Origin of the sequence: Kocuria sp. CPCC 205297 (genome assembly GCF_040981035.1) — a bacterium.
Classification (GTDB): domain Bacteria; phylum Actinomycetota; class Actinomycetes; order Actinomycetales; family Micrococcaceae; genus Kocuria; species Kocuria marina.
Map to the genome: position 1 here is coordinate 1 of NZ_JAVKPY010000009.1, position 21297 is coordinate 21297.

A 21297-nucleotide genomic window follows, 5' to 3' on the forward strand; every position below is an offset into this window, starting at 1 on the left:
CGGGCCCACGGAAGCGGTCAATGGCGTCATCGAGACCATGCGTCGCGTCGCCCGCGGCTTCCGCAACTTCGGCAACTACCGGTTACGGGCTCTGCTCGCCGCAGGCGGTCATCGCCCCTGGCGGAGAACCGCTACCCACACTCAGCTGTGAAGGCCCGGAATAGGGCGCCGGAACCTACAAGCCTCGCTACGGCTTCGCCCCGTTCAACTCCAGCATTGATTACGGGCCCAGTCGTGGTACCGGTGAGGTCCCGACATGGCTGCTGCGCCACGGTGGGACCACCGCCAACAGCGCGGCCGACCACATCGGCCTCTTCGAAGCCGCCACCGCGGCCCTATCCGAATCGATATACGACCCGGGATGGGGACCTGCTACTGGCACACGCAGCTGAGCACCACGAACTGATCACCGCGCTGCTGGGAGCCATCACCGGCATCGGCGTGCCCGTACACCGTCCCGCGGTGCTGCTCAAGGCCTGACCACCGCGCCCCGCATTGACTAAGAGCACGAAAGCGGAGACCCCGCGGAACAAAGGAACCCCGTGCCCCTCCCGGTGACCCCGGGCCAAACGAGAACACCCAAAAACCACATTCTTCCCTTAGACACGGTAAAATCAAGACCGACCGGCCCACCACCACCGCGACGAGAATTCTGGGTTAGTATAAAAAACTGCATTCAAGTGACGGGTAATTCCCTGCGACGGCGGGCACATGTCAAATACTCGACGACCGCTCGTGCCTCGCGCTGATCATCGTCCGTCCAAGGGATCATGCCGGTAGCTCGAATTCGAGCGCACAGAGCATCATGAGCCTGCGGAGCCTCGATCCCTGATGAGACAGCGGCCACACGCTCATAGAAATCCAACCGAAGGTCTTTAAGAAAATCTTCAAGATCATCGGGTAGGTCTCTAACCATGGACTCGGCCCAGGAACGTCCGGCTCTCTTCGCCACCCACAGAACGAGAAAATCCACTGCGAAGGTCTCACCGAACACGAAATGCGGGCGAGACGGACGCTCAATCTCTGGAAGCTTGATGTCTATACCAAGCATTTTCGCCGAAAGTTCCAACAACACGTGCTTCCGATGAAGTTTTTCTTCTCGAGGGCCCGCCAGGGATACGAGTGAGTCAGAGATGTGATCCCTACAGAGCCTCAATGATGTAAGTGCCGTTCCAACCTCGGTCATTCCCCCCACAGGCCTCACCGCGGCTAAGTCAGTTAGCAGATCGAAGCCAGCGTCGTTGGAACTCTCTTCCGCTACGCCGAGGAAATCGAGCAAGCTGTGGGCCGATGACTCGAGTATCTGGCCAGTAGCAATTCCTGAGGCACCAATCGCTCGTGCCCGCAACAGGGCCGGAACCAGCATAAAATCATGGCCGTGGGCACGCAAATTGGAGCTTACGATATCCGTCTCGACAATGGTGGTTTCAAACTGCTGAAAGAATTTTCGCTCCCGACGGAAGCGGCCTCCAAAATCTATGGAGACTAGATCAATTTTTCTATCCGCCATTAAGGCACGGACCGAAAGCGAGTCTAAGCCGCCGCTAAAACTGAGTACAGTATGATCTCCATTTTGGTAGTCGCTTCGTAGTGATTTCGCTATTGGTGCATCAACGATGGCACCGCAGTATGCCTCCATGCGTTTATGGATATGTGGAGAGATAGCTAGAGGCAGGACAACACGATTGAAAGACGCCCCACTGAGTGCTGCCATAGCCAAGGCCAATGTCTCGTCGTCTTGGGCGAGTTCGGCGTCTCCCAAAAACCGTACGGACTCAGTGCGAGAATTTCCGGAAGGGTCATCTATCCAACAAGTGAATTCAACCCCGTTGTCGGCAAATAGCGACGGTTCTCGGAATTTAATTGTGCGTGTGGGTGTCAAGATCCTGCTCCTAATATTCCATAGTGCGGAGTGACCGAGCTTTACGTGCGCAGCGTACGTCAAACATCTCGAATCACCATTTTTCAGGAAGAAAAAGTTTCCCGTTCACCGGGCTACTTCGGGGTAGTGGGTTGCAAAGGCTTGCCGAAGTATGTCGAATTCCTTCCAATCCGCCTCACCGTGCAAGCCGAGGCCTAACTGATATAGGCGCCGCGCAAGGTCTGGCAAGAGTTTATCCGGAAAACGATTATAAAGGGTCGGATTGGTTCGTTCCACGAAACTGAAATCGAGCTTTGCAATGACTGCGTCAACACCCTCCGGTACATCGAAAATCACTACATCTCGAGCGGCGCGGCGGGCCCCGCGCATGGTCTGCAGCCGCGTTCTGTGAATCGGCATGATCGAGGGCATAGCAACCACCTTGTCGGGGAGAACTGTGGGCTGTTCGGGGGTGGTCCTCAGCTCATGGTACTGGCGTCGGACATGGCGACCGAGTCCGATGTGGTTGTGCCGCACGTTGCGGCGCCATGCTTCGTCCAAGGACTTGTTTCGGCGTAGGGATTGCTCGAGACCGCCCGCGGCGCTTCTTCCGGGGCCATCGGTGTGTAGGAAAGATCGAGGATCCCTGCGTGGGTCGCCCGGCTCCACGACTCCTTGGACATCGTCCGGAGCGCCACAACTTGCACCTCGATCGTGTCCTCCGCCCGCAGATTGTGCACGGTCACCCAGGAGTCGTACGGCCAGGCCGCGCCGTCGGTGCGGAGCAGAGTCTGTCCCGAGACCATCAGTCGGTACTCGAAACGGCCCAGCGAACGCTTGAACGCATAGGTGGAGCGGAACCGGAACTGCAAGGAGCCGTCCACCGGGGTGTGACCGATGACCCGGGTGGCGCTGTAGCCCTCAATGAACTGGTCGGTGGGCAGGAAAAGGTGGTTCGGTCCCGGCGCCGGCTGGAACGCCGGTTCCTCATCCGGTGTGCCGGGCAAGCCGGACAATCGCAGGCCTCGCTCGAGCCAGGCGTTGACGCGTTCCTTCCGCCGGAGATCAGACCGCTTTTCGTCCCGTACCTGCTGGTAGAGATTCCGGTCGTCGTTCTTCCCGAAGAAGTTCAATAACGGGAAATTGCGGTCGATCAACTCAGTGTAGGCGAAGCCATCCCGCCTATCCGCCACGTCGAAGGAGAGCAGCAGCTCGAAGATCGCGCGTACGCTGACGGGCAGGAACGTGTCGAAGCTGATGTCGGTCTCGTTGAGCACCTCGGACAACCACCGTCCCACGCGGAACTCCCAATGGAAGAGGTCCAGTCGGTGGTACCCGTGGAGGTCCTCGTGGTAGCCCAGACGTTGCACGGCTCCGTCGAAGTAGGCGTGCTGCTCGACATTCAGCGCAGGCGTGCCCGAATCCGTGGCGATGACGCCGGCCCGCTGCGCGTAATGCACGCGGACATCCTCGATCCTGTCGTTGTGCGGCCGGGGGTCACGGAAGGCACGGCCGATCTCGAAGGCGTTGCCACGCATGTGCATCACGTCGTCGCCGGGGAACGCCCGGTTGTAGTGGGGGATGAGCCAGCGCCCGTGCTCGAGGATTGAGTTACGGCTCATTAGTTGGGACAGTTCGGGGCTGGACGTGACGCCGGTGTCATCCCGGGAGAAGAACCTGTGGTCCAGGGGCAACAGATCCCGCAGCCCGCCCACAATTCTTTCGTCCTGGGCCAGCCGTTTGCTCCGGCGGCTCCTGACGTTTTTCCCGGGGGTATAGGTGAAGCCGTGTACCACCTGCAGGTGCCGGCGGGCCATGGCCAGCACCACCCGGCTGTCCGAACCACCGGTGACCGACACGACGACGTCCTCGAACGCCGTGGTGAACGCGTCCAGCTCACGCTGCCACATCGCCTCGATCGCAGACAGCTTCCGCCGGGTGGACCACCCGGCGTACCGGTTCGGCTGCCGTGGAAAAAAGCGCTCGACCTCCCACGTGCCCAGCACGAGGCGGTGGTTGGGCACCAGCGCCCGGATGCCCGCCCACGGTGACAGATCCCAGGTATTGGCCGCCCCGGTGGGCCTCAGGGTGGCGAGCGTCGGCTCGTGCGGCACCAGGTCGTGGATGAGATGGGCGTGGGAGGAAACCAGTCCGGCCCCGGGGGAGTAGTAGACGGAACGAGCACCCCCGGCGTCCTGATACACCGAGGCCTGCGTCGCGTCGCCCGCGACGACGACGTGGCGCCCGGCCAGCAGGTCGAGGCCGTCCAGGAACGTGTCCTCGCTCTCCAGCAGTTTCCGCAGCAGCCAGGCCGAGACGTCGACGACCGACTCCTCGCCCACGGGGAAACAGGTGCCGTGGGTCAGGACGAATCGACCGGTCACCTCGTCGACGCACACTGAAGGCGTGCGCAGAGGATCGAAGGAGAAGTGCCAACCGCCAGCCACCTCGAGGGAGCGGAAATTGCCGGGCACTGAGCGCTCGGGAGGAGCATGGCGGCTGAGGACGAAGCCGCGGGGATAGGGGGTGAGCCGTGGCACGTGAACTTCCTTAGGGGGTGGGGGGGAGGGGTCAGTCGAGTCGCGGGGGGCGATTGAGGATTTTCAGGGTCTGCTCCTTGGGCATCGGATTGTGCTCCGCCGCCGGATCCTCGTACGAGAAGATCCTGACGTTGCGTGTCAACCGTGGATGGGATCGGACGAAGTCGATGAACATAGGGTGGTCGACTTCGCGGTCGTGCTTGGACGCGAGGTTGACGTAGTAGTCGATGCTGACGGGCTTGCCGCGTTTGGCGAGCAGATTCAGCGCGTTGGTGCGCACCGGATGCGCCCGCCGCAGCCGGTCGGGGAGCATGTTGTCGAACCGGGCTTCCCGCAGCGGGTTGAGTCCCGTAGCCATCCAGCGCGTCCAGTCGAACTGGGCATTGTTGATGACCGCTGCGGCCCCGGCGTCCCCGGCCAGCAGCGCCAGTGCCATGAAGCCGCCGGCCGAAGAACCGTAGTAAACCCGCCGAGCCGGCTCCCGCACACCGAGCAGGGCAGACAGCGCCTGGGCCGCGCGCGCCGCATCGTAGGCGACCCAGTGCTGCCTGCTGAGTTGCCCCCACGCCAGAGAGAGGCGGTCCTCGCCCAGTGTCCCGGGATCGCAGAAGTAGACCTGGTGGTGGTCGATCTCCTGCCACCAACTGGAGCGTTGGAACACCGGGTGACCTTGGGCTATGTGGTGGTCTACCGCGCCATTGCTGAGCACGAGCACCCTGTCCGCTCCTGCCCGAGGGACCACGAGGAACGGCAGCACGGACCGCTTGCCGATCACATCGAAGCGGTGGGGTGTGTCGGGGGTGAGGTATCCGAGGCGGGTGCTCTCGAGCGCCGCGAGGGTCACAGTCGTGGTGGGGAATTCGTTCATGGAAGGTTTCAGGTGGTGGGGTGGGCCAGGGCCAGGCTGACCCCGCACATGGCCTCCGACCCCGTAATGTGGGTCGTCATGATCGAGGGCATAACAACCACCTTGTCGGGACGGGTACGGACCGCCGGGCTCGCACTGAGCTGTTCGCCCTCAGTTTAGGGGACGCGCCCATGGTTGTGTTCACGAGAGCAGGTTGTGGATGGCCTTGAGGCATCATGATCAGCGGCGCCGTGAGTGCGTGGGGCCCGGGATTGCGGGGGCCGCACACCATGCCGACGATCGGTGACCATCTCGATTCTTCCGTACCGTCGCCGTAGAATTCAGGACAGTCATGGAGTGGTGTTCCTCCTCCCTATGCGTCCACCCCCAATCACCGGGCGCAGGCGAACCGGGCGATTCGTCGGATCTGGGAACCACAGTGAAACGGGAGAGTCGCATGCACCAGCATCAAAACGTTTCCGTGCCCGCCGGGGTCTCCCGGCGCAGCCTCTTCTCGGCCGTCGCGGCTCTCGGATCGGCGGCAGCAGTAATGCCGATCGTGGGAACCCCGGCCCCCGCCACGGCCGCCGTGGTGCTGGGGACGGAGGCGCCGGTCGCGAAGCTGGGGATGTCCGGAACCGAGGTGGGTCGCCATCGGAACATCTTCCGCAGCTTCACTCTGACCTCGTCCGGTGGCATCGGTGTGGTCGCGGTGGGACAGAGCAAATTCGTGGTCACCTTCAACGCCGGGGACGGTTTGGACACGGTCCAGATCTTCAACGCCGACACGGGGGCGCTCCACTACAAAGCATCGACGCCTGCAAAGGCTGCCGGCAACTTCGTTCACGACGGTAAAGGAAACCTCTACTTCTCCTCAGGCAAGTTGTTGATGCATGTGTCCGTGACTGGCAGGACGATCCGCCAGCTAGCGACCGTCCAGGGCGGGATCACGGACTTGTACGACTTCCAGCTCGACTACAAGGGGCGGCTGTGGGCGGGGACCTATCCGACTGGCGTCGTGGTGTGCCTCGACCCGGCCAGCGGCAAGGAAATCACCCGTACGCCGCGACTGGGAACCGGCAACCACTACGCGCGGGGCCTTTCCATATCCCCGGACGGGAAGACCATCTGGGCGGGTACCGGGACCGCGGATCCGAATCTGTTCCGCTTCGACGTCGATGTCCCCTCCACGCCGAAACGCGTGGGCATCCCGGGTATCGGGACCAAGTCCATCGTTTCACGCACGGCTGCCCGGGGGCGCAAGGTCTTCGTCTGGCACAACGACAGAGCCGGCAAAGAGATCCTCTCGGTCTACGACACCGTGGCGCAAACCTGGGCGCCATCTCCGACCTCCTTCGCCGGACGCTCCGTATCCAAGACGGACGCCGCCGGCTACGTCTATGTCAACGCCTGGGGCGTCCTGCGGCGGATGCGCCCGGGCGACGCGGCCATGAAGGCCGAGAACGTGGCCACCGTCTCGGAGAAATCTCTCGTACACCTCGGAATAGCCGGCTCACACCTGTACTTGTTCACCGAGGCGCCGTCCGTGCTGAGGGCAACGAAGATCACCACGGCCGGGGCGCCCGCTGGGAGCGTGGGCTACCGAGTGGTTCCCGTCCCGCTCATGACGCAATCGATGGTCATTGATCCGCGCACAAACACGCTCTTTTCGGGCGGATACCGCGGTGACGGACTGTGTTCCACGAATCTGGCCACGGGGGCGTTTGCGCACTCTGCGCCTGCTTCCGGCATCGAACAGATCGAGGGGATGGTCGTCGACGGCGAGAAGCTCTACGTCGGTTCTTACATCTCCAGCGTGATCGTGGAACACCGGACAAACCGCGGTGTCACCGACTCCGCTTCCTACCGCACTCTTGCAAGGCTGGGACCGTCGCACCGTCAATCGCGACCCTTCGGATGGGCGGTCACCACATCACACGTGGTGTTCGGAACCGTGCCGGAGCCCGGGTATCGGGGCGGGGCATTGGGGACCATTGAGCGCTCCACCGGAAAGGTGACGGTCTACAACAAGATCGTGCCGGAGCTGTCGATCGTGGGCCTCGCCGCCGCGGGCGACATCGTTTATGGCTGCACGTCTGCACGGGCCGGGTACGGTGCGGACGATTACGAGGGCGCCTCCGTGGTCTTCGCAGCGGAATCCCGCACCGGGGCGGTTCGCTGGCGCCGGGCACTGCCCGGGACATCCGAGAATTACGGCCCGGTACTGATGGGCAGCTTCCTCTACGTCGGCACCCTTGACACCGTTGTCGAACTGCGGGCCTCGGATGGCCGCGTCATGCGCACCTTTGTCCTCGATGAGGGACGGTCGGAACGGCCCGCGTGGCAGAACGTGGAACTCGTCCGCATTCCGGGTACCACCAGATTGGCACATCTTGCCTGGGGCACGGTAACGGTCCTGGACATTGCAACCGGGCAGCACGGACGTGTATTGGCCAAAGCGCACAAGCACATGTCTTTCGACTCAACCGGGGCACTGTGGGTGACAACGGGTAACGACGTGGTCAAGTTGCGTCTGGATGCCGTAAATACCTCGGGGGCCATCGGTGCCAAGTATGCCGCCATGGGTGGCGCCCCCATACTGGGTTACCCCGAGGGTCCACAGCTAGCGGTGGCCACGAATTCTGGAATCATGCAGAGGTTCTTCCGCAATGGCAAGGCCACCTCGATCTACTCCTCGTCCAGCACCGGTACGCATGCGGTTGAGACCTCTAGCGCTATAGGCAAGAAATTCGTTGGCCTCGGCAAGGAGGATCGGGGCTATGGACTCCCGAGCACCGACGCTGTGCGATTCTCCGGCGGGGCGTACCAGGTCTTCAACAACGCGGGCCGTACGACTCGGGTGGTCACGACAACCCAGTACGGCACGTTCTCGATCGAAGAATATTGGGGTATCGGCAAGGCATGGGTCGCGGCCGGGCGCGACACAGCCTGGGGCTGGCCGACAGAGGACGAGCACGCCGTGGGCTCCGAGTACGTGCAGAGGTTCTCCAAGAACGTCACCGCGCATCGCGTGCCGGGCAAGTCAGTTTGGATTACGAAGTAGACGGGTATCGTCCGCTTCGGTCGAGGCGACCGCCCCTTTGTTCCCCGAACCTCTGGGGGGGGGGAGAGCCGGACCTGACAGACCACCCGGCAGCCGGATGGGACGACATCATCGACGCCTGAGACCAGGAGCTGTTTTCGGCTTCTAGTCCGGAATCGCTGGCCAGTCATCCGAGGCTGGCACCCACGGACGAGTCCCATTTCTTCCAGAAGTAACCCGCGGGGAACCACCAGAATCGCTACCTGGGCCATTGTCCTTTCTGTGGTCGCAGACATTGTGTCAACTCGTACGTTTTACCACATTTCCGTGTTGGGATATTTCAGTGTCGACAATCCATGAGGGGTTGGAGCAACCCGGATAAAAATTGCTAGACATTAAAACATTCCGTCCCGCCGTAGGTCCTAGTGACATCAGTGGAGACTCTGCAACTCGATAGCAGTTCGAATTTTTTGTTCACGGGCAGGAAAAGTATAGTTCGATAGCGTCTTTCGACTGCCGCAGAGCCGTCGCAGTGCTGGCCCGTCACTGGCTTTGCTTGAGAATCGAGACCGCCCGTTTATGTGGCTGCGGCTAGGCAACTTCAATCGTTGCAACCGGCGATGCCCGGCTATGACACGAATCATTCACGACGGTGGCTGGGGCGCAACCTCGACATCGAGCTGCGAGTGCGGTTCTGACGCTGCGAGTGCCGCCTACTGTGCAGTGGTCAGTGCCGCCGCCCCAACGCTCGATACCGCCACCCCGCATCCTGCCACGCCGCGGGGTCCAGGACGTTGCGGCCGTCGATGATCGTGGGGGTGGCCACCAGGGACGCGACATAGCGGGGGTCCATGTCCCGGAACTCCCGCCACTCCGTGAGCAGGAGGGTGACCTGCGCACCGGACACGGCGGCGTCGAGCGAATACACGTAGTCCAGGCGGGGGTAGCGCTGGGCGGCGTTGGCGTTGGCTTGGGGGTCGTAGAGGCGCACGTCCGCGCCCATCGAGTGCAGCCGGGCGGCGATGTCCAGGGCGGGGGAGTCCCGGACGTCGTCGGACTCGGGCTTGAACGCCGCGCCGAGCACGGCAATCTGCGTGCCGTGCAGGGAACCACCGCATTCCTGGACCGCCAGCTGCACGGTGTATTCGCGCCGTCGCAGGTTGATGTCGTCCACCTCGGCCAGGAACCGCAGGGACTGGTCCAGACCCAGCTCGGAGGCGCGGGCGCGCAGCGCGCGGATGTCCTTGGGGAGGCACCCGCCACCGAATCCCACACCGGCGTTGAGGAACTTGCGACCAATGCGCTCGTCCAACCCGATCGCGTCCGCGAGCGTACGGATGTCCCCGCCCACGGTCTCGGTGATCTCGGACAGCGCGTTGATGAAGCTGATCTTGGTGGCCAGGAAACTGTTGGCCGCGACCTTCACGAGCTCCGCGGTCGCGTAGTCGGTCACGATGAACGGGATCCCCGCCTCGAGCTGGTGCGCATACACCTCACGCAGCACGGCCTCGGCGGCCTGCGCCGCGGAGGTGGGGCGACCGGCGTCGTCGTACTCGAGGCCCAATACCATACGGTCGGGACGCAGGGTGTCCTCCACCGCGTGACCCTCGCGCAGGAACTCGGGGTTCCACACGAGGCTCACGCGCGTGCCCGAGGGCGCCGAGGTCAGGGCCAGTTCCTGTAACCGGGCCGCCGAGCCCACGGGAACCGTGGACTTACCGGCGATCACGCAGTCGTGCGTGGTGGCGCGGGAGATCTGCTCCACAGCCGAGTCCACGTAGGTCATGTCCGCGGCGTGGCCGTTGCGCTTCTGGGGCGTTCCCACCCCGATGAAGTGCACGTCCCCGAAGGCGCCGGCCTCCTCGTAGGACGTGGTGAAGCGCACCGCGCCCGTGGCCACGTGCTTGCGCAGCAGCTCGGGCAGCCCCGGCTCGTGGAAGGGCACCTGCCCGGTGGAGAGCAGATCGATCTTGGCCTGGTCCACGTCCACGCCGAGCACCTCGTGACCGAGCTCGGCCATGGCCACCGCGTGCGTGGCACCGAGGTATCCGGTGCCGATGACTGTCATGCGCATGAAGAGACCGTGATCCTTCCGTTCGAGGCGAGAGGGCTGGGCTTACGCCTGGGAATCGAAGTCCGCCACGCGCCGGCCCACATCGAACATCTGCTCGATCGCGGCCAGGGAGCGTTCGGCGGCCTTGCCATCACCATACGGGTTCACGGCGTTGGCCATCTCGTGGTAGGCGGCATCGTCGTTGAGCAACCGGTCCACCTCGGTCACGATCCGCTCCTCGTCCGTACCGATGAGCTTCACGGTCCCGGCCGTCACGGCCTCGGGGCGCTCGGTGTTCTCGCGCATTACGAGCACGGGCTTGCCGAGCGACGGCGCTTCCTCCTGCACCCCGCCGGAGTCGGTCAGCACCACGTGCGCCACGGACAGCATGCGGGTGAACTCGCCGTAGGCGAGCGGCTCGGTCACGACCACATTGGGCTTGCCCTCGATGGCCGGCAGCACCGCCTCGCGCACCACCGGGTTGCGGTGGGCAGGCAGCACGATGATCAGCTCGGGTTCCGCGTCCGCGATCCGGGCCAGGGCGCGTCCGACGCCGCGCATCGCCTCGCCCTGGTTCTCACGGCGGTGCGTGGTTACCAACAGCACGCGCTTGCCGGAGGACGCGATCTTCTCGAGCTGGGGGTCCGTGAAGGGCAGCTGCTGCTCCACGGTGTGCAGCAGAGCGTCGATCACGGTGTTGCCCGTGACCACGATGTCCTCCTCCGTGATGGCCTCGCGCAGGAGATTCTCCTTGGACGTGGCCGTGGGGGCCAGGTGCAGGGACGTGATCTGCGAGGTGATCTTGCGGTTCGCCTCCTCCGGGAACGGGGAGAACAGGTTGAAGGAGCGCAGTCCGGCCTCGGCGTGGATCACGGGGATCCCGCGGTAGAACGCGGCGATCGCCGCAGCGGTGGAGGTGGTGGTGTCACCCTGGACCACCACGGCGTCCGGGGGAGTGTCCTCGAAGATCCGGTCCAGACCCTCGACCGTGCGGGTCAGCACACCGTTGAGGGTTTGGCGGGGCTGGATGATGTTCAGATCGTGGTCCGGGGTGATCCCAAAGATCTCGTTGACCTGGTCCAGCATCTCCCGGTGCTGGCCGGTCACGGTGACCACGCACTCGAACTGGTCGCTGTTCTGCAGGGCGGTGACGATGGGGGCCATCTTGATGGCCTCCGGACGGGTGCCGTAAATCGGCATGATCGTGAACACGCAATTCATCCTTACCTCGGCCAATGACGCGTTACTTGAGCCGCGGATCACCCAGCCCGGCCCCACACGCCCTGTACGGCCACAGTCTAAGGGAATACCAGGGTTCACGCGGACAAGCTCGGATGATTGTGTCCACCATAGTGGCTACAAAAGTACCGAGGAGTAGGGGCGATGGTGCTCCCCAGGGTGTCCTACAGTGTGTACATATGAATGCAGGTGTGACGTCGGCGAATACCCCTTAGGAAAACGGCGTTATTGCCGGGAAATGTTCCCCCGAACACCCGGACCTCGGTGACCTGCATTACGGAGAAATGTCTCTGCGAGCTCGATGAAAGGCACCGTGGCACGCAACTATCTGGGCACCGTCCCCCCCAAGGCCCGTGTGATCGTCGCCGTCACCTACCGGGATGGCGACGGGCGACAGCTGGCCTTGCCGCAGTCACCGTTGCGCGAGAGCTTCACGGGTTTGCAATTGCTGACCCAGCAGTTGCTCGGGGATGCCAGGGGGATTATCTCTGGGTGGAACCAGGACTTCTCTATCGGCCAGCTGGGCCCATCAGCGTTCGAGATTGAGGTTCGGGCCGAGGCCCCGAAGCGCGTTAGTCTGCGCAGGCCGGCAACCATGGCGAAGCACTTAATGGTCCTGAGTCTGCTGGAGCACCTCACGGATGTCTTGATCGACCTCGGGGATGTTGCGTGTTTCATGGCTGGTCATCCGACGGCCCACCTGCGGTACATAGACGGGTACTACGGGCCCTATTACGAGTTCATACAGGACGGCCAGGCGGTCAAGACGATCGATGCACGCTTGCTGGAGCTGTTGGTGGCCCCGGGTTCCGTGGCCGGAATCCGCGCGGTGGTCGCGAACCTCAAACAACCTGGGGTCGCTTATGCGACAGTAGCCAAGCGCGTTCCTGGCCTGTACTACGTGAGCCACGTCCAAGTCCCTGCCAACGAGCACTTACGGGACTTCGCGAACGGAGGGTCGCTTCCGTTCAGTCAAGCGTGCCTGGATGCGGCGCGAGCCCAGGCTCTATCGGAGCAAACGGCTGACTCATCCTCGTCGAGGGCTTATGACGGGCGGGAGCAGGACTGACCGCCCGGTGGAGCCTCGTGGACCACGTCCGTGCTCAACGCACGGTGCGCTTGGACTTGTTCCCGCGCAGCACCCGCACCACGTGCCGGACGCGTTCCACGTTGGAGGACACGGCGAGATAGCCGCTGAGTGCCGCCACCGTGGACATCCCACCCACGATCAACGGCGTGTGGTACTTCTTCCACCGCTCGGGGTCCGAGGCGATGATGTGCGCAGTGCCGTTGATGGTCGCGGCGATCACGCCGCCGGCCACGACCTGGTGGCCGATCTTGGCGCCGCTCTTGACCAGGGGATCCAGCTCGTCCGTGCGCAGGTGGACGTCGAAGCCGCCGCGTTCGAGCACCACCAGGAAGCGGCGCACGTACTCAGGAACGTCCACGCCCATCTGCACGGCTTCTTCGATCGTGGAGCGCAACCGGTTGAACAGCATGTCCGGGGAGAGCCGGTTGATGATGAACCGCTCCGCGTAGGGCTGCACGGCCGAGACCAGGTCGAAGCCGGGGTCCAGGCCGGTACCCATGGACTCGGCGGTGACGAGCATGCGCAGCAGCAAGGCGGACTCGCGCGGGAGCTGCAGCTTGTGGTGGCGCAGCACGGAGATCAGATCCGCCATGAGCTCGCCCACCCGCACCTCTTCGAGCGGTTTGTTGGCGTAGCGGCGCATCATCACGGAGACGTCGCGTTCCAGGTCCCGCTTGGAGACGTCGTGCTGGCCGCTATCGGTCAAGCCCAGCAGTCCGGTCGCGGCGCGGCGCGGGTTGTTCTGCACGACGCCGAGCAGCAGGGTGATCAGGTGGTCCCGGAACTCCTCACTGAGGTTGCCGACCATCCCGAAGTCGATGACCGCGATCCGCCCGTCCGGCTCCACGAACAAGTTGCCGGGGTGAGGATCCGCGTGGAAGAACCCGTCCTCGAACACCATTTTGCAGATCGCGTCCGTGGCCTCCTTGGCCAGCAGGTGACGGTTGACGCCCTCGGCCTCGAGAGCGTCGTAGTCGTTGATCTTGACCCCGAACATCCGCTCCATGGTCAGCACACGGGAGGTCGTGGCCTCCCAATAGATCTCGGGGATGTGGATCTGCGGGTGGCCGATGAAGTTCTCGGCCATGCGCTGAGAGTTGCGGGCCTCCTGGATGAAGTCCAGTTCGTCCCGCAGGGAGGCGCTGAACTCTTCCACGAGCCCCTCGAGGTCGTAGTCCTGGGCGGCGGTCCAGTAGCGGGCCACCCACGAGGACATGTCCTGCAGAATCTCCAGGTCGCGATTGACCTCGTCGGTCACGCCGGGGCGGCGGACCTTGACGATGACTTCATGTCCCCGGAACACGGCGGCGTGGGCCTGACCGATCGAGCCGGTGGCCACGGGCTCGGGGTCCATGTGCGTGAGGATCTCCTCCGCCTGGGAATCCGGTTCGGCCTCGATCATGGCCCGGATCTGCTCCACGGGGATCGGTGGGGTGTCGTCCTGGAGCTTGAGCAGTTCGTCCGCGTAGCCGGAGGGCAGCAGGTCCGGGCGGGTCGAGACGAGCTGGCCTAGCTTGATGAACGTGGGTCCCAGTTCCTCCAGGGCCATGCGCAGGTGTTCGGGCTGGGAGTGGATGGTCTGCGGATCGATGAGTTTCACGCGCGCCAGGGGGGCCCGCCACTGCGGTTTCAACCCACCGAGAGCGAAACCGAAACCGTGCTTGGTGAGCACTTCGATGATCTGGAGGAACCGTTCGCGGCGAGAAATCATACGGGTGAAAGAACCCCTTACAGCGTTCTGTGCAGGTAGAAGGCCATGAATCCGGTGGCCACGGCCACGATCAACACGAGCGTCGTGGCCAATGGTTCCACACCCAGCAGGATGATGCTCACGAGTACCAGGATCACGGTGAGCGCGGCGAGCGCGGTGACCAGGGGCTTCAGCCCGCTCGTGAGTCCGCCCACCAGCCGGGCCGCACTGGACCCGCCGGTCGCGCGGCGGGGTTCACGCGCGGGGGCGGGTGCTGCGGGTCGGGTCTGGGCGCCGGGGCGGTTGCGAGCGGCGTCGTCGTCGGTGTGGGCGGCGCTGAAACCGCGGCGCCATTTCTTGGCGTTGCGCCCGCGGTCCGATTCCACAGGCACGTAGGCCGGGGGCACCTCGAAATCCTCGGCGTCCGGCAGCAGCTCGGGGACGTCGTTGGGCAGGTCCGTGAACCACTGCTGGGGGACCTCGGAGGCGCGGGCGGCCTGCAAGGTCATGGACACCTCGAACGAGGAACCACGAATCGTCCCCCACACGGCGGTGAGCAGATCCTGTTCGAACGCGTAGTGGATGATCGGGATGAACTGCTGGGACATCTGGGTAGAGAGCCGACCCACCTGTTTGCGTTCGTAGAGCACGTCCACGGTGTCGACGGTGAGCCCGTGGGAGTTCTTGACCTTGTTGACCTCGAGGGTGAGGATCACGCGGCCCTCACCGGAGGCTGGCACGATCGAGTGCAGGTACTCGGCGAACTCCTGTTCGTCCAAAACCTTGATCGAGGAGCCCTGAGGCAGCACGGCCGATTGCGCGGGCGCGGTGTTGAGGGGGAACAGCAGGTCCGGGGGAGCGATGCCGATCGTCGCGCGCGCGGCGACCTCCGCCTGCCCGTCCTGGCGCTGCAACTCGGCCTCCAGGTGCAGCGGGACCACGGGGGTGTAGCCGGAGGCGATCACGCGTGAGAGGGGGTGCCAGTAACGGTGTGCGTCCCCGGAACTGAGGTGGGCCACCTTGTTCCCGCCCACGCGCACGGACACGGTGCGCGGGTCGAAGGGGTTGTCCGGTTCCAGGACCAGCGCGGCCGTCCCGGTCCACGTCTGCGCCCGGCCCACGGAGAGGCCTCCGAACACCCGCATGATCTCGGTGTCGTAGAAGTTCTCGGTGACGACGTCCAAGGACCCTCGGTCGTTGAGCGCGTAATCCCTCATGGTCTCCCTCGCAATAGCGCCGACGCGTGCTCCGCCGCGGCATCACACCACATGCTAACCGTTGATCCCAACGCATCGATGTTCATCCGCTCGGTGGAAAGCGGACCCCCAGGGTTCACCGGGACAGGCACGCCACCTGCAGTTCCACGGCCCTTTCGGCATCCGCCGCGAGTTCCATGATGATGCGTCGCAGGGCCCCCGGGGCGTCCCGGTGGGCGTCCAACCACGCGTGGGTCTCCCGCACCACGGGGTGTTCCTTCGGGTCAGACGACGCCGCCCGCACCTCGATCGCGCGCGGGTACAGTCCGCGCACCATGCGGGTCGCGATCTCCATGGAGTGGGTGTCCCACCATTCGGCGAAGTGGGCGAAGTACTCGGACTCGTAGCGATGCAGCACGGCAGGGGCCGCCAACTGGAAGCCGGAGATCGTGGCGCTCAGCTCGTCGTTGGACAGCTCCCCGGCCACGATCCGCTGCCACGCCTCGTCCTTGGCCCGGTCCGAGCGGATGGCGGCCACGGCCCGGGTGTAGCCCAACCGGCCGTCGCGGGTGGGATCCTGCGCGTGTTCGGTCTCCAGCTCGGAGACCGTGGCGTGACCCGTGGCGGTGAGCGCGGTGAGAAGGGACCAGCGCAGCTCGGAGGACAGGGGCAGACCGGCCACCGTGCCCTCGTCCCCGAGCCACTCCTGCACCTGACGGGCGTAGCTGCCGTCCCGCGCCGCTTCGCGGGCGAAAGCGCGCGCGAGTACCAGCTGCTCACCGGAACCCGCCTCCGCGGCCAGCAGGGCATTGCGCAGGGCCTCGAGGAATTCACGCCGCGAGGCGGTGCGGTACTGGTAGGGCACGTACTCGCCCAGGGCCTGACCCGCGTGGTCCAGCACGGTCGTGAGGATCGCCGCGTGACGCTCCGCACCGCACTCACGCGCCGCCATGGACACGTACTCCCGCGGGGACAGCCGGGCGTCGCGCACCGCGGCCCACACCTGCGAGTGCGCCACCGCTCGCGCGAGCGGGTCCTCGATCGCCCCCACCAGGCGGGTGATGGCCGCAAGCGATCCCGGGTCCGGATGGGCCAGGCAGTACGTGAGGTCAGTGTCGTTGACCAGCAGGAACGACTCGCCGTCCTGGGCCTCGCTGCTCGGGGCGTCGCCTAGACCCGTGACGGGAACGGGCGTGTCCGAGGCCGGCACCCGTACCTCGGTGCGCGCCGTGGTCACCACGGCATCGCCATCCCGCGTGTACCGGGCCACGGTCAGCCCGTGCGGACGCAGCGACGCCGCTCGCTGGGTCAGCGTGGCGCTTGCCGCCGCGGTGCCGTCCCCTGCGGCGGGGTCACCGGACCCCGCGCCGTCGTGCGTGGCATGTGCACCCGGCGCCGCGGCGTCGTCGTCCACCGAGCCCGGGAGGCGGACCTCCAGGACGGGGACACCCGTGGTGTGCAACCACTGCTGGGCCCACGCGCGGACGTCGTGATCGCTGGCCTCGTCCAGGACCTCCAGGAAGTCGTCCAGGCTCGTGTTCTCGAACGCGAACCGGCGGAAGTACGCACGGCACGCGTCCATGAACGCTTCCTCACCCACGAACGCCACGAGCTGCTTGAGCACGGAGGCGCCCTTGGCGTAGGTGATGCCGTCGAAGTTCTGCCGCGCGGCCTCCAGGTCCGGGATGTCCGCGACGATCGGGTGCGTGGTGGGCAACTGGTCCTGGCGGTATGCCCACTCCTTACGGGCGAGCGCGAACGTGACCCACGCGTCCGTGTACTCGGTCGCGTGCACGGACGCGTACGCGCCCATGAACTCCGCGAAGGACTCCTTCAACCACAGGTCGTCCCACCACCGCATGGTCACCAGGTCCCCGAACCACATGTGGGACATCTCGTGCAACAGCGTGTTCGCCCGCCCCGCCAACTGCGCCCGCGTGGCACCCGACGGGAACAGGTACGCCTCCGTGAACGTCACGAGCCCCGGGTTCTCCATGGCCCCCAGGTTGTACTCCGGCACGAACGCCTGCTCGTACTTCCCGAACGGGTACGCGAACGCGAACAACCGCGGGAAGAAATCCAGACCCTGCTTGGTGAGCATGAACAGCTCCTGGGTGTCCATGTACTCAGCGAGCGCCCGCCGGCAGTACAGCGTGAGGGGGATCGTCACGGCCTCGCCCTGGGGGTCGGTGCCGGACCACTCGTCGGTGAACCGGGCGTAGGGCCCCGCCAGGATGGCGGTGATGTAGCTCGAGATCCGCTGGGTGGGGGCAAAGTCGTGGGCCACCGCGCCGGGGACGTCGCAGTCGTCGGTGGTGTTCTGCCCCGTGGGGTCCCCGTTGGACGCCGCGAGCCACTCCGGGGGCGTGATCACGGTGAAGTGGTAGACGGCCTTGAGGTCCGGCTGCTCGAACACGGGGAACACCCGGCGGCAATCGGCGGGCTCGTACTGGGTGTAAAGGTAAACGGAGTCGTCCTGGGGGTCCACGTAGCGGTGCATGCCCTCCCCGGAACGGGAGTACAGCGCGCGACCCACCACGTGCAGCTCATTGGCCGTGCCCAGCTCCGGCAACCGGATCCGCGAGCCCTCCACGACGTCGTCCACGTCCAACGACTCGCCGTTGAGTTCCACGGCGCTCACGGTGTCGTGGATGAAGTCGATGAACGTCTCCGCACCGGCCTCCGCGGTGAAGCGCACCGTGACCTCGGTACCGAATGTCGTGGCGCCCAGCTCCCGTGCTCCCGAGAGATCCACCGTGACCCGGTAGTCCTCCACCCGGATCTGCTCCGCGCGCGTCATGGCATCTTCTCTGGTCAGTGAGCTGGCTCCCATGACCCCAGTGTAGGCATCCGCCCGCCCGCGCCCGCTTGCGGCCCGCTGGGCGTGCCAGGCAGACGACGACGCTGCCGTCGGCAACCGCGCGATACGGCGTCGTCGTCCCCGCCCGGGCTCCCGACCGCGCCCTCGTCCGCGCCTACGACGGCGGCCCCGCTCGCGTGAGCGGGGCCGCCGAGTGGGTGTCACGGAACGAGAGCCGGACTCAGTCCTGGAAGCGGTAGTTCTTGGGCGCGATCGTCAACCCCGAATCCGTGACCGTGAGCCCGCGGGCGAGGTCGCGCTCGCGGTCCAGGCCCACCGTGAACCCGGGCGGGACGATCACGTTCTTGTCCAGGATGGTGCGGTGCACGGTGGCCCCGGCGCCGATCTGCACGTTCTGCATGAGCACCGATTCGGTCACGCGGGCGTCGTGCTCCACCTTGACCTTGGGGGAGAGCACCGAGGAGCCCACGTGCCCGCCGGTGATCAGCACACCGGGGGAGACGATCGAGTCGAAGGCCACGCCGGCCTGACCGTTGGGCCCGCGCACCGTCCTGGCCGGCGGGGCCATGATCTGGTGGGTGTAGATGGGCCAGTCGTAGTTGTAGAGGTTGAACACCGGCAGCGGACGGATCAGGTCCATGTGAGAGTCGTAGTAGGAATCCAGGGTGCCCACGTCCCGCCAGTACTGGCGGTCGCGGTCGGTGGAACCCGGGACGTCGTTGTGGGTGAAGTCGTAGACCATGGCCTCACCGCGGTCCGCGAAGTGGGGCATGATGTCCCCGCCCATGTCGTGGTTGGTGTCCCCGCGCTCGTTGTCCGCGCGCAGCGCCTCCACGAGGGCGTCCCGGTCGAAGACGTAGTTGCCCATAGACGCGAGGAACGCGTTCGGGTCGTCCGGCAGGGGAGCCGTGGAGTCCGGCTTCTCCACGAACCGCGTAATCTTCGTAGGCTCCTGCGGGTCCGTCTCGATCACCCCGAAGGACTTCACCATCTCCATGGGCTGGCGCACACCGGCCACGGACGCCTTGGCCCCGGACTCGATGTGCTTCTCCACCATGTCCGCGAAGTCCATCCGGTACACGTGGTCCGCGCCCACGACCACCACGATGTCCGGATCGGCGTCGTCGATCAGGTTCATGGACTGGAAGATCGCGTTGGCCGAACCCAGGAACCATTCCTTGCCGCGGCGCTGCTGCGCGGGCACCGAGGTCACGTAGTTGCCCAGCTGCGTGGACAACCGCCACGTCTCGGACAGGTGCCGGTCCAGGGAGTGGGACTTGTACTGGGTGAGCACCACGATCTGCAGGTACCCCGAGTTCACCAGGTTGGACAGCGCGAAGTCGATCAACCGGTACCCGCCCGCGAACGGCACGGCGGGCTTGGCCCGGTCCTCCGTCAACGGCATCAGGCGCTTGCCCTCCCCACCGGCCAGAACAATGGCAAGGACTTTCTTGTGTCGTGACATTCGTACCCCTCACTTCCCGAGCCAGTCAGAGCCCTCGCGGACCACAACACGGCGTCGTCTTTGACTGGTCTTCCCCGTCATTGTGTCCCACTCGGCGAGGCGGAACACCGTGTCGCCGGAAGTTTCACGAACTTTTGCGCACCTGTGTGCGAGCACCCCCGTGCAGTACGCTCGCAGTGTGCGAGTAGACATCCTGAGCAAAGAGTTCCCGCCGGCCATCTACGGGGGAGCGGGGGTGCACGTGGCCGAGTTGTCCCGCGTGCTCGCACCGCTCGTGGACCTCAACATCCGCTGCTTCGGCGAACCCCGGGACCCGGACTTCCATGGCGCCCAGGTGCAAGCGTATCCCGTGCCGGGTGAACTGGCCGATGCCAACGCCGCCGTGCAGACCCTCGGGGTGGACCTCACCATGATCGGGGACATCCAGGGCGCGGATCTGGTGCACTCCCACACGTGGTACGCCAACATGGGTGGACACCTGTCCTCCCTCATGTACGACATCCCCCACGTGCTCTCCGCCCACTCCCTGGAACCCCTGCGCCCGTGGAAGGCCGAACAGCTCGGCGGCGGGTACCGGGTGTCCAGCTTCGCGGAGAAGACCGCCTACGAGGCCGCTGCCGCGGTCATCGCCGTGTCCGACGGCATGCGCCGCGACATCCTCGCCTCCTACCCGGACGTGGACCCCCAGCGTGTACGCACCGTGCACAACGGGATCGACGTCAGCCAGTGGGACCGAGACGAGAACACCGACGTCCTGGACGAGTACGGCATCGACCCCACCAAGCCCTCCGTGGTCTTCGTGGGCCGCGTGACCCGCCAGAAGGGCGTGCCTTACCTCCTGCGCGCCGCTCTGCAGCTGCCGCCCGAGGTGCAACTGGTCCTGTGCGCCGGCGCCGCTGACACCCCCGAGCTCGGCGCCGAGGTCAACGCCCTCATCGACCAGCTCAAGACCGAGCGCGAGGGCGTGGTGCTCATCGAGAAGATGCTGCCCCGCCGCGCCGTGATCCAGATCCTCTCCCACGCCACCGCCTTCGCGTGCCCCTCCGTCTACGAGCCCCTGGGCATCGTCAACCTCGAAGCCATGGCCTGCGGCGCCGCCGTGGTCGCCACTGCCACCGGGGGCATCCCCGAAGTCGTCGTCGACGACGAGACCGGCCGCCTGGTCCCCATCGAACAGGTCACCGACGGCACCGGCACACCCTTGGACCCCCAGAAGTTCGTGGACGACTTCGCCGCCGCCCTCACGGACATGGTCTCCAACCCCGAGCGCGCTCGCCGCATGGGTGAGGCCGGGCGGCGCCGCGTGGAGGAGCACTTCTCCTGGGAGTCCATCGCGCAGCAGACCCTGGAGGTCTACCGCTCGGTGCTCTGAGGCCCGCCCCGCGCCTCCCGACTCGGACCACGTTGTCCCCGGGCCCCGGGGTCCGCGCATGCCCGGCACGCACGGCCCCA

Annotated in this window: 14 protein-coding genes; 4 read left to right on the plus strand and 10 right to left on the minus strand. The window is 65.2% G+C overall.

Annotated elements, in window-relative coordinates; translation table 11 throughout:
• A partial coding sequence (locus RF650_RS09555) for a transposase (protein WP_368814314.1) occupies positions 1 to 151 on the plus strand: 151 nt, incomplete at its 5' end.
• 525 nt (positions 152 to 676) lie between these two features.
• On the opposite strand, the gene RF650_RS09560 is transcribed toward RF650_RS09555, so the two are convergent.
• The 4 genes from RF650_RS09560 to RF650_RS09575 all read right to left on the minus strand — a co-directional run bounded on the left by RF650_RS09560 (position 677) and on the right by RF650_RS09575 (position 5269).
• Positions 677 to 1639: a hypothetical protein gene (locus RF650_RS09560; protein ID WP_368814774.1), complete on the minus strand. Its 963-nt coding sequence runs from the start codon at positions 1637 to 1639 to the stop codon at positions 677 to 679.
• Positions 1640 to 1987: 348 nt separating this feature from the next.
• The gene (locus RF650_RS09565) at positions 1988 to 2293 is read right to left on the minus strand and encodes a hypothetical protein (protein ID WP_368814775.1); all 306 of its coding nucleotides are present in this window, start codon (positions 2291 to 2293) and stop codon (positions 1988 to 1990) included.
• Positions 2294 to 2340: 47 nt separating this feature from the next.
• Positions 2341 to 4401 carry a hypothetical protein gene (locus RF650_RS09570; RefSeq protein ID WP_368814776.1) on the minus strand — a complete coding sequence of 687 codons (2061 nt, stop codon included), beginning with the start codon at positions 4399 to 4401 and terminating at the stop codon, positions 2341 to 2343.
• A gap of 31 nt (positions 4402 to 4432) precedes the next feature.
• Complete coding sequence (locus RF650_RS09575; RefSeq protein ID WP_368814777.1) at positions 4433 to 5269, minus strand: prolyl oligopeptidase family serine peptidase; 837 nt, start codon at positions 5267 to 5269, stop codon at positions 4433 to 4435.
• A gap of 460 nt (positions 5270 to 5729) precedes the next feature.
• Here RF650_RS09575 and RF650_RS09580 point away from each other — a divergent pair, with 460 nt between their 5' ends.
• Positions 5730 to 8312 (plus strand): hypothetical protein, encoded by a 2583-nt coding sequence (locus tag RF650_RS09580; RefSeq protein ID WP_368814778.1) that lies wholly within the window; start codon positions 5730 to 5732, stop codon positions 8310 to 8312.
• A gap of 706 nt (positions 8313 to 9018) precedes the next feature.
• Here RF650_RS09580 and RF650_RS09585 read toward each other — a convergent pair.
• Both RF650_RS09585 and wecB read right to left on the minus strand, forming a co-directional pair.
• Positions 9019 to 10365: a UDP-glucose/GDP-mannose dehydrogenase family protein gene (locus tag RF650_RS09585; protein ID WP_368814779.1), complete on the minus strand. Its 1347-nt coding sequence runs from the start codon at positions 10363 to 10365 to the stop codon at positions 9019 to 9021.
• 42 nt (positions 10366 to 10407) lie between these two features.
• Positions 10408 to 11556 carry a non-hydrolyzing UDP-N-acetylglucosamine 2-epimerase gene (gene wecB / locus RF650_RS09590; protein ID WP_368814780.1) on the minus strand — a complete coding sequence of 383 codons (1149 nt, stop codon included), beginning with the start codon at positions 11554 to 11556 and terminating at the stop codon, positions 10408 to 10410.
• Positions 11557 to 11896: 340 nt separating this feature from the next.
• Here wecB and RF650_RS09595 point away from each other — a divergent pair, with 340 nt between their 5' ends.
• The gene (locus RF650_RS09595; RefSeq protein ID WP_368814781.1) at positions 11897 to 12652 is read left to right on the plus strand and encodes a hypothetical protein; all 756 of its coding nucleotides are present in this window, start codon (positions 11897 to 11899) and stop codon (positions 12650 to 12652) included.
• A 34-nt stretch (positions 12653 to 12686) separates the two neighbouring features.
• Here RF650_RS09595 and RF650_RS09600 read toward each other — a convergent pair whose 3' ends face one another.
• The 4 genes from RF650_RS09600 to glgC form a co-directional block, all read right to left on the minus strand.
• Complete coding sequence (locus tag RF650_RS09600) at positions 12687 to 14384, minus strand: ABC1 kinase family protein (RefSeq protein WP_368814782.1); 1698 nt, start codon at positions 14382 to 14384, stop codon at positions 12687 to 12689.
• A gap of 17 nt (positions 14385 to 14401) precedes the next feature.
• Complete coding sequence (locus tag RF650_RS09605) at positions 14402 to 15580, minus strand: hypothetical protein (RefSeq protein ID WP_239318462.1); 1179 nt, start codon at positions 15578 to 15580, stop codon at positions 14402 to 14404.
• A 115-nt stretch (positions 15581 to 15695) separates the two neighbouring features.
• Positions 15696 to 18392: an aminopeptidase N gene (gene pepN, locus RF650_RS09610; protein WP_368814783.1), complete on the minus strand. Its 2697-nt coding sequence runs from the start codon at positions 18390 to 18392 to the stop codon at positions 15696 to 15698.
• 208 nt (positions 18393 to 18600) lie between these two features.
• Complete coding sequence (glgC, locus tag RF650_RS09615) at positions 18601 to 19845, minus strand: glucose-1-phosphate adenylyltransferase (RefSeq protein WP_368814784.1); 1245 nt, start codon at positions 19843 to 19845, stop codon at positions 18601 to 18603.
• Positions 19846 to 20023: 178 nt separating this feature from the next.
• On the opposite strand from glgC, the gene glgA reads away from it, so the two are divergent.
• Complete coding sequence (glgA, locus tag RF650_RS09620) at positions 20024 to 21217, plus strand: glycogen synthase (RefSeq protein WP_368814785.1); 1194 nt, start codon at positions 20024 to 20026, stop codon at positions 21215 to 21217.
• Positions 21218 to 21297 lie beyond the last annotated feature (80 nt).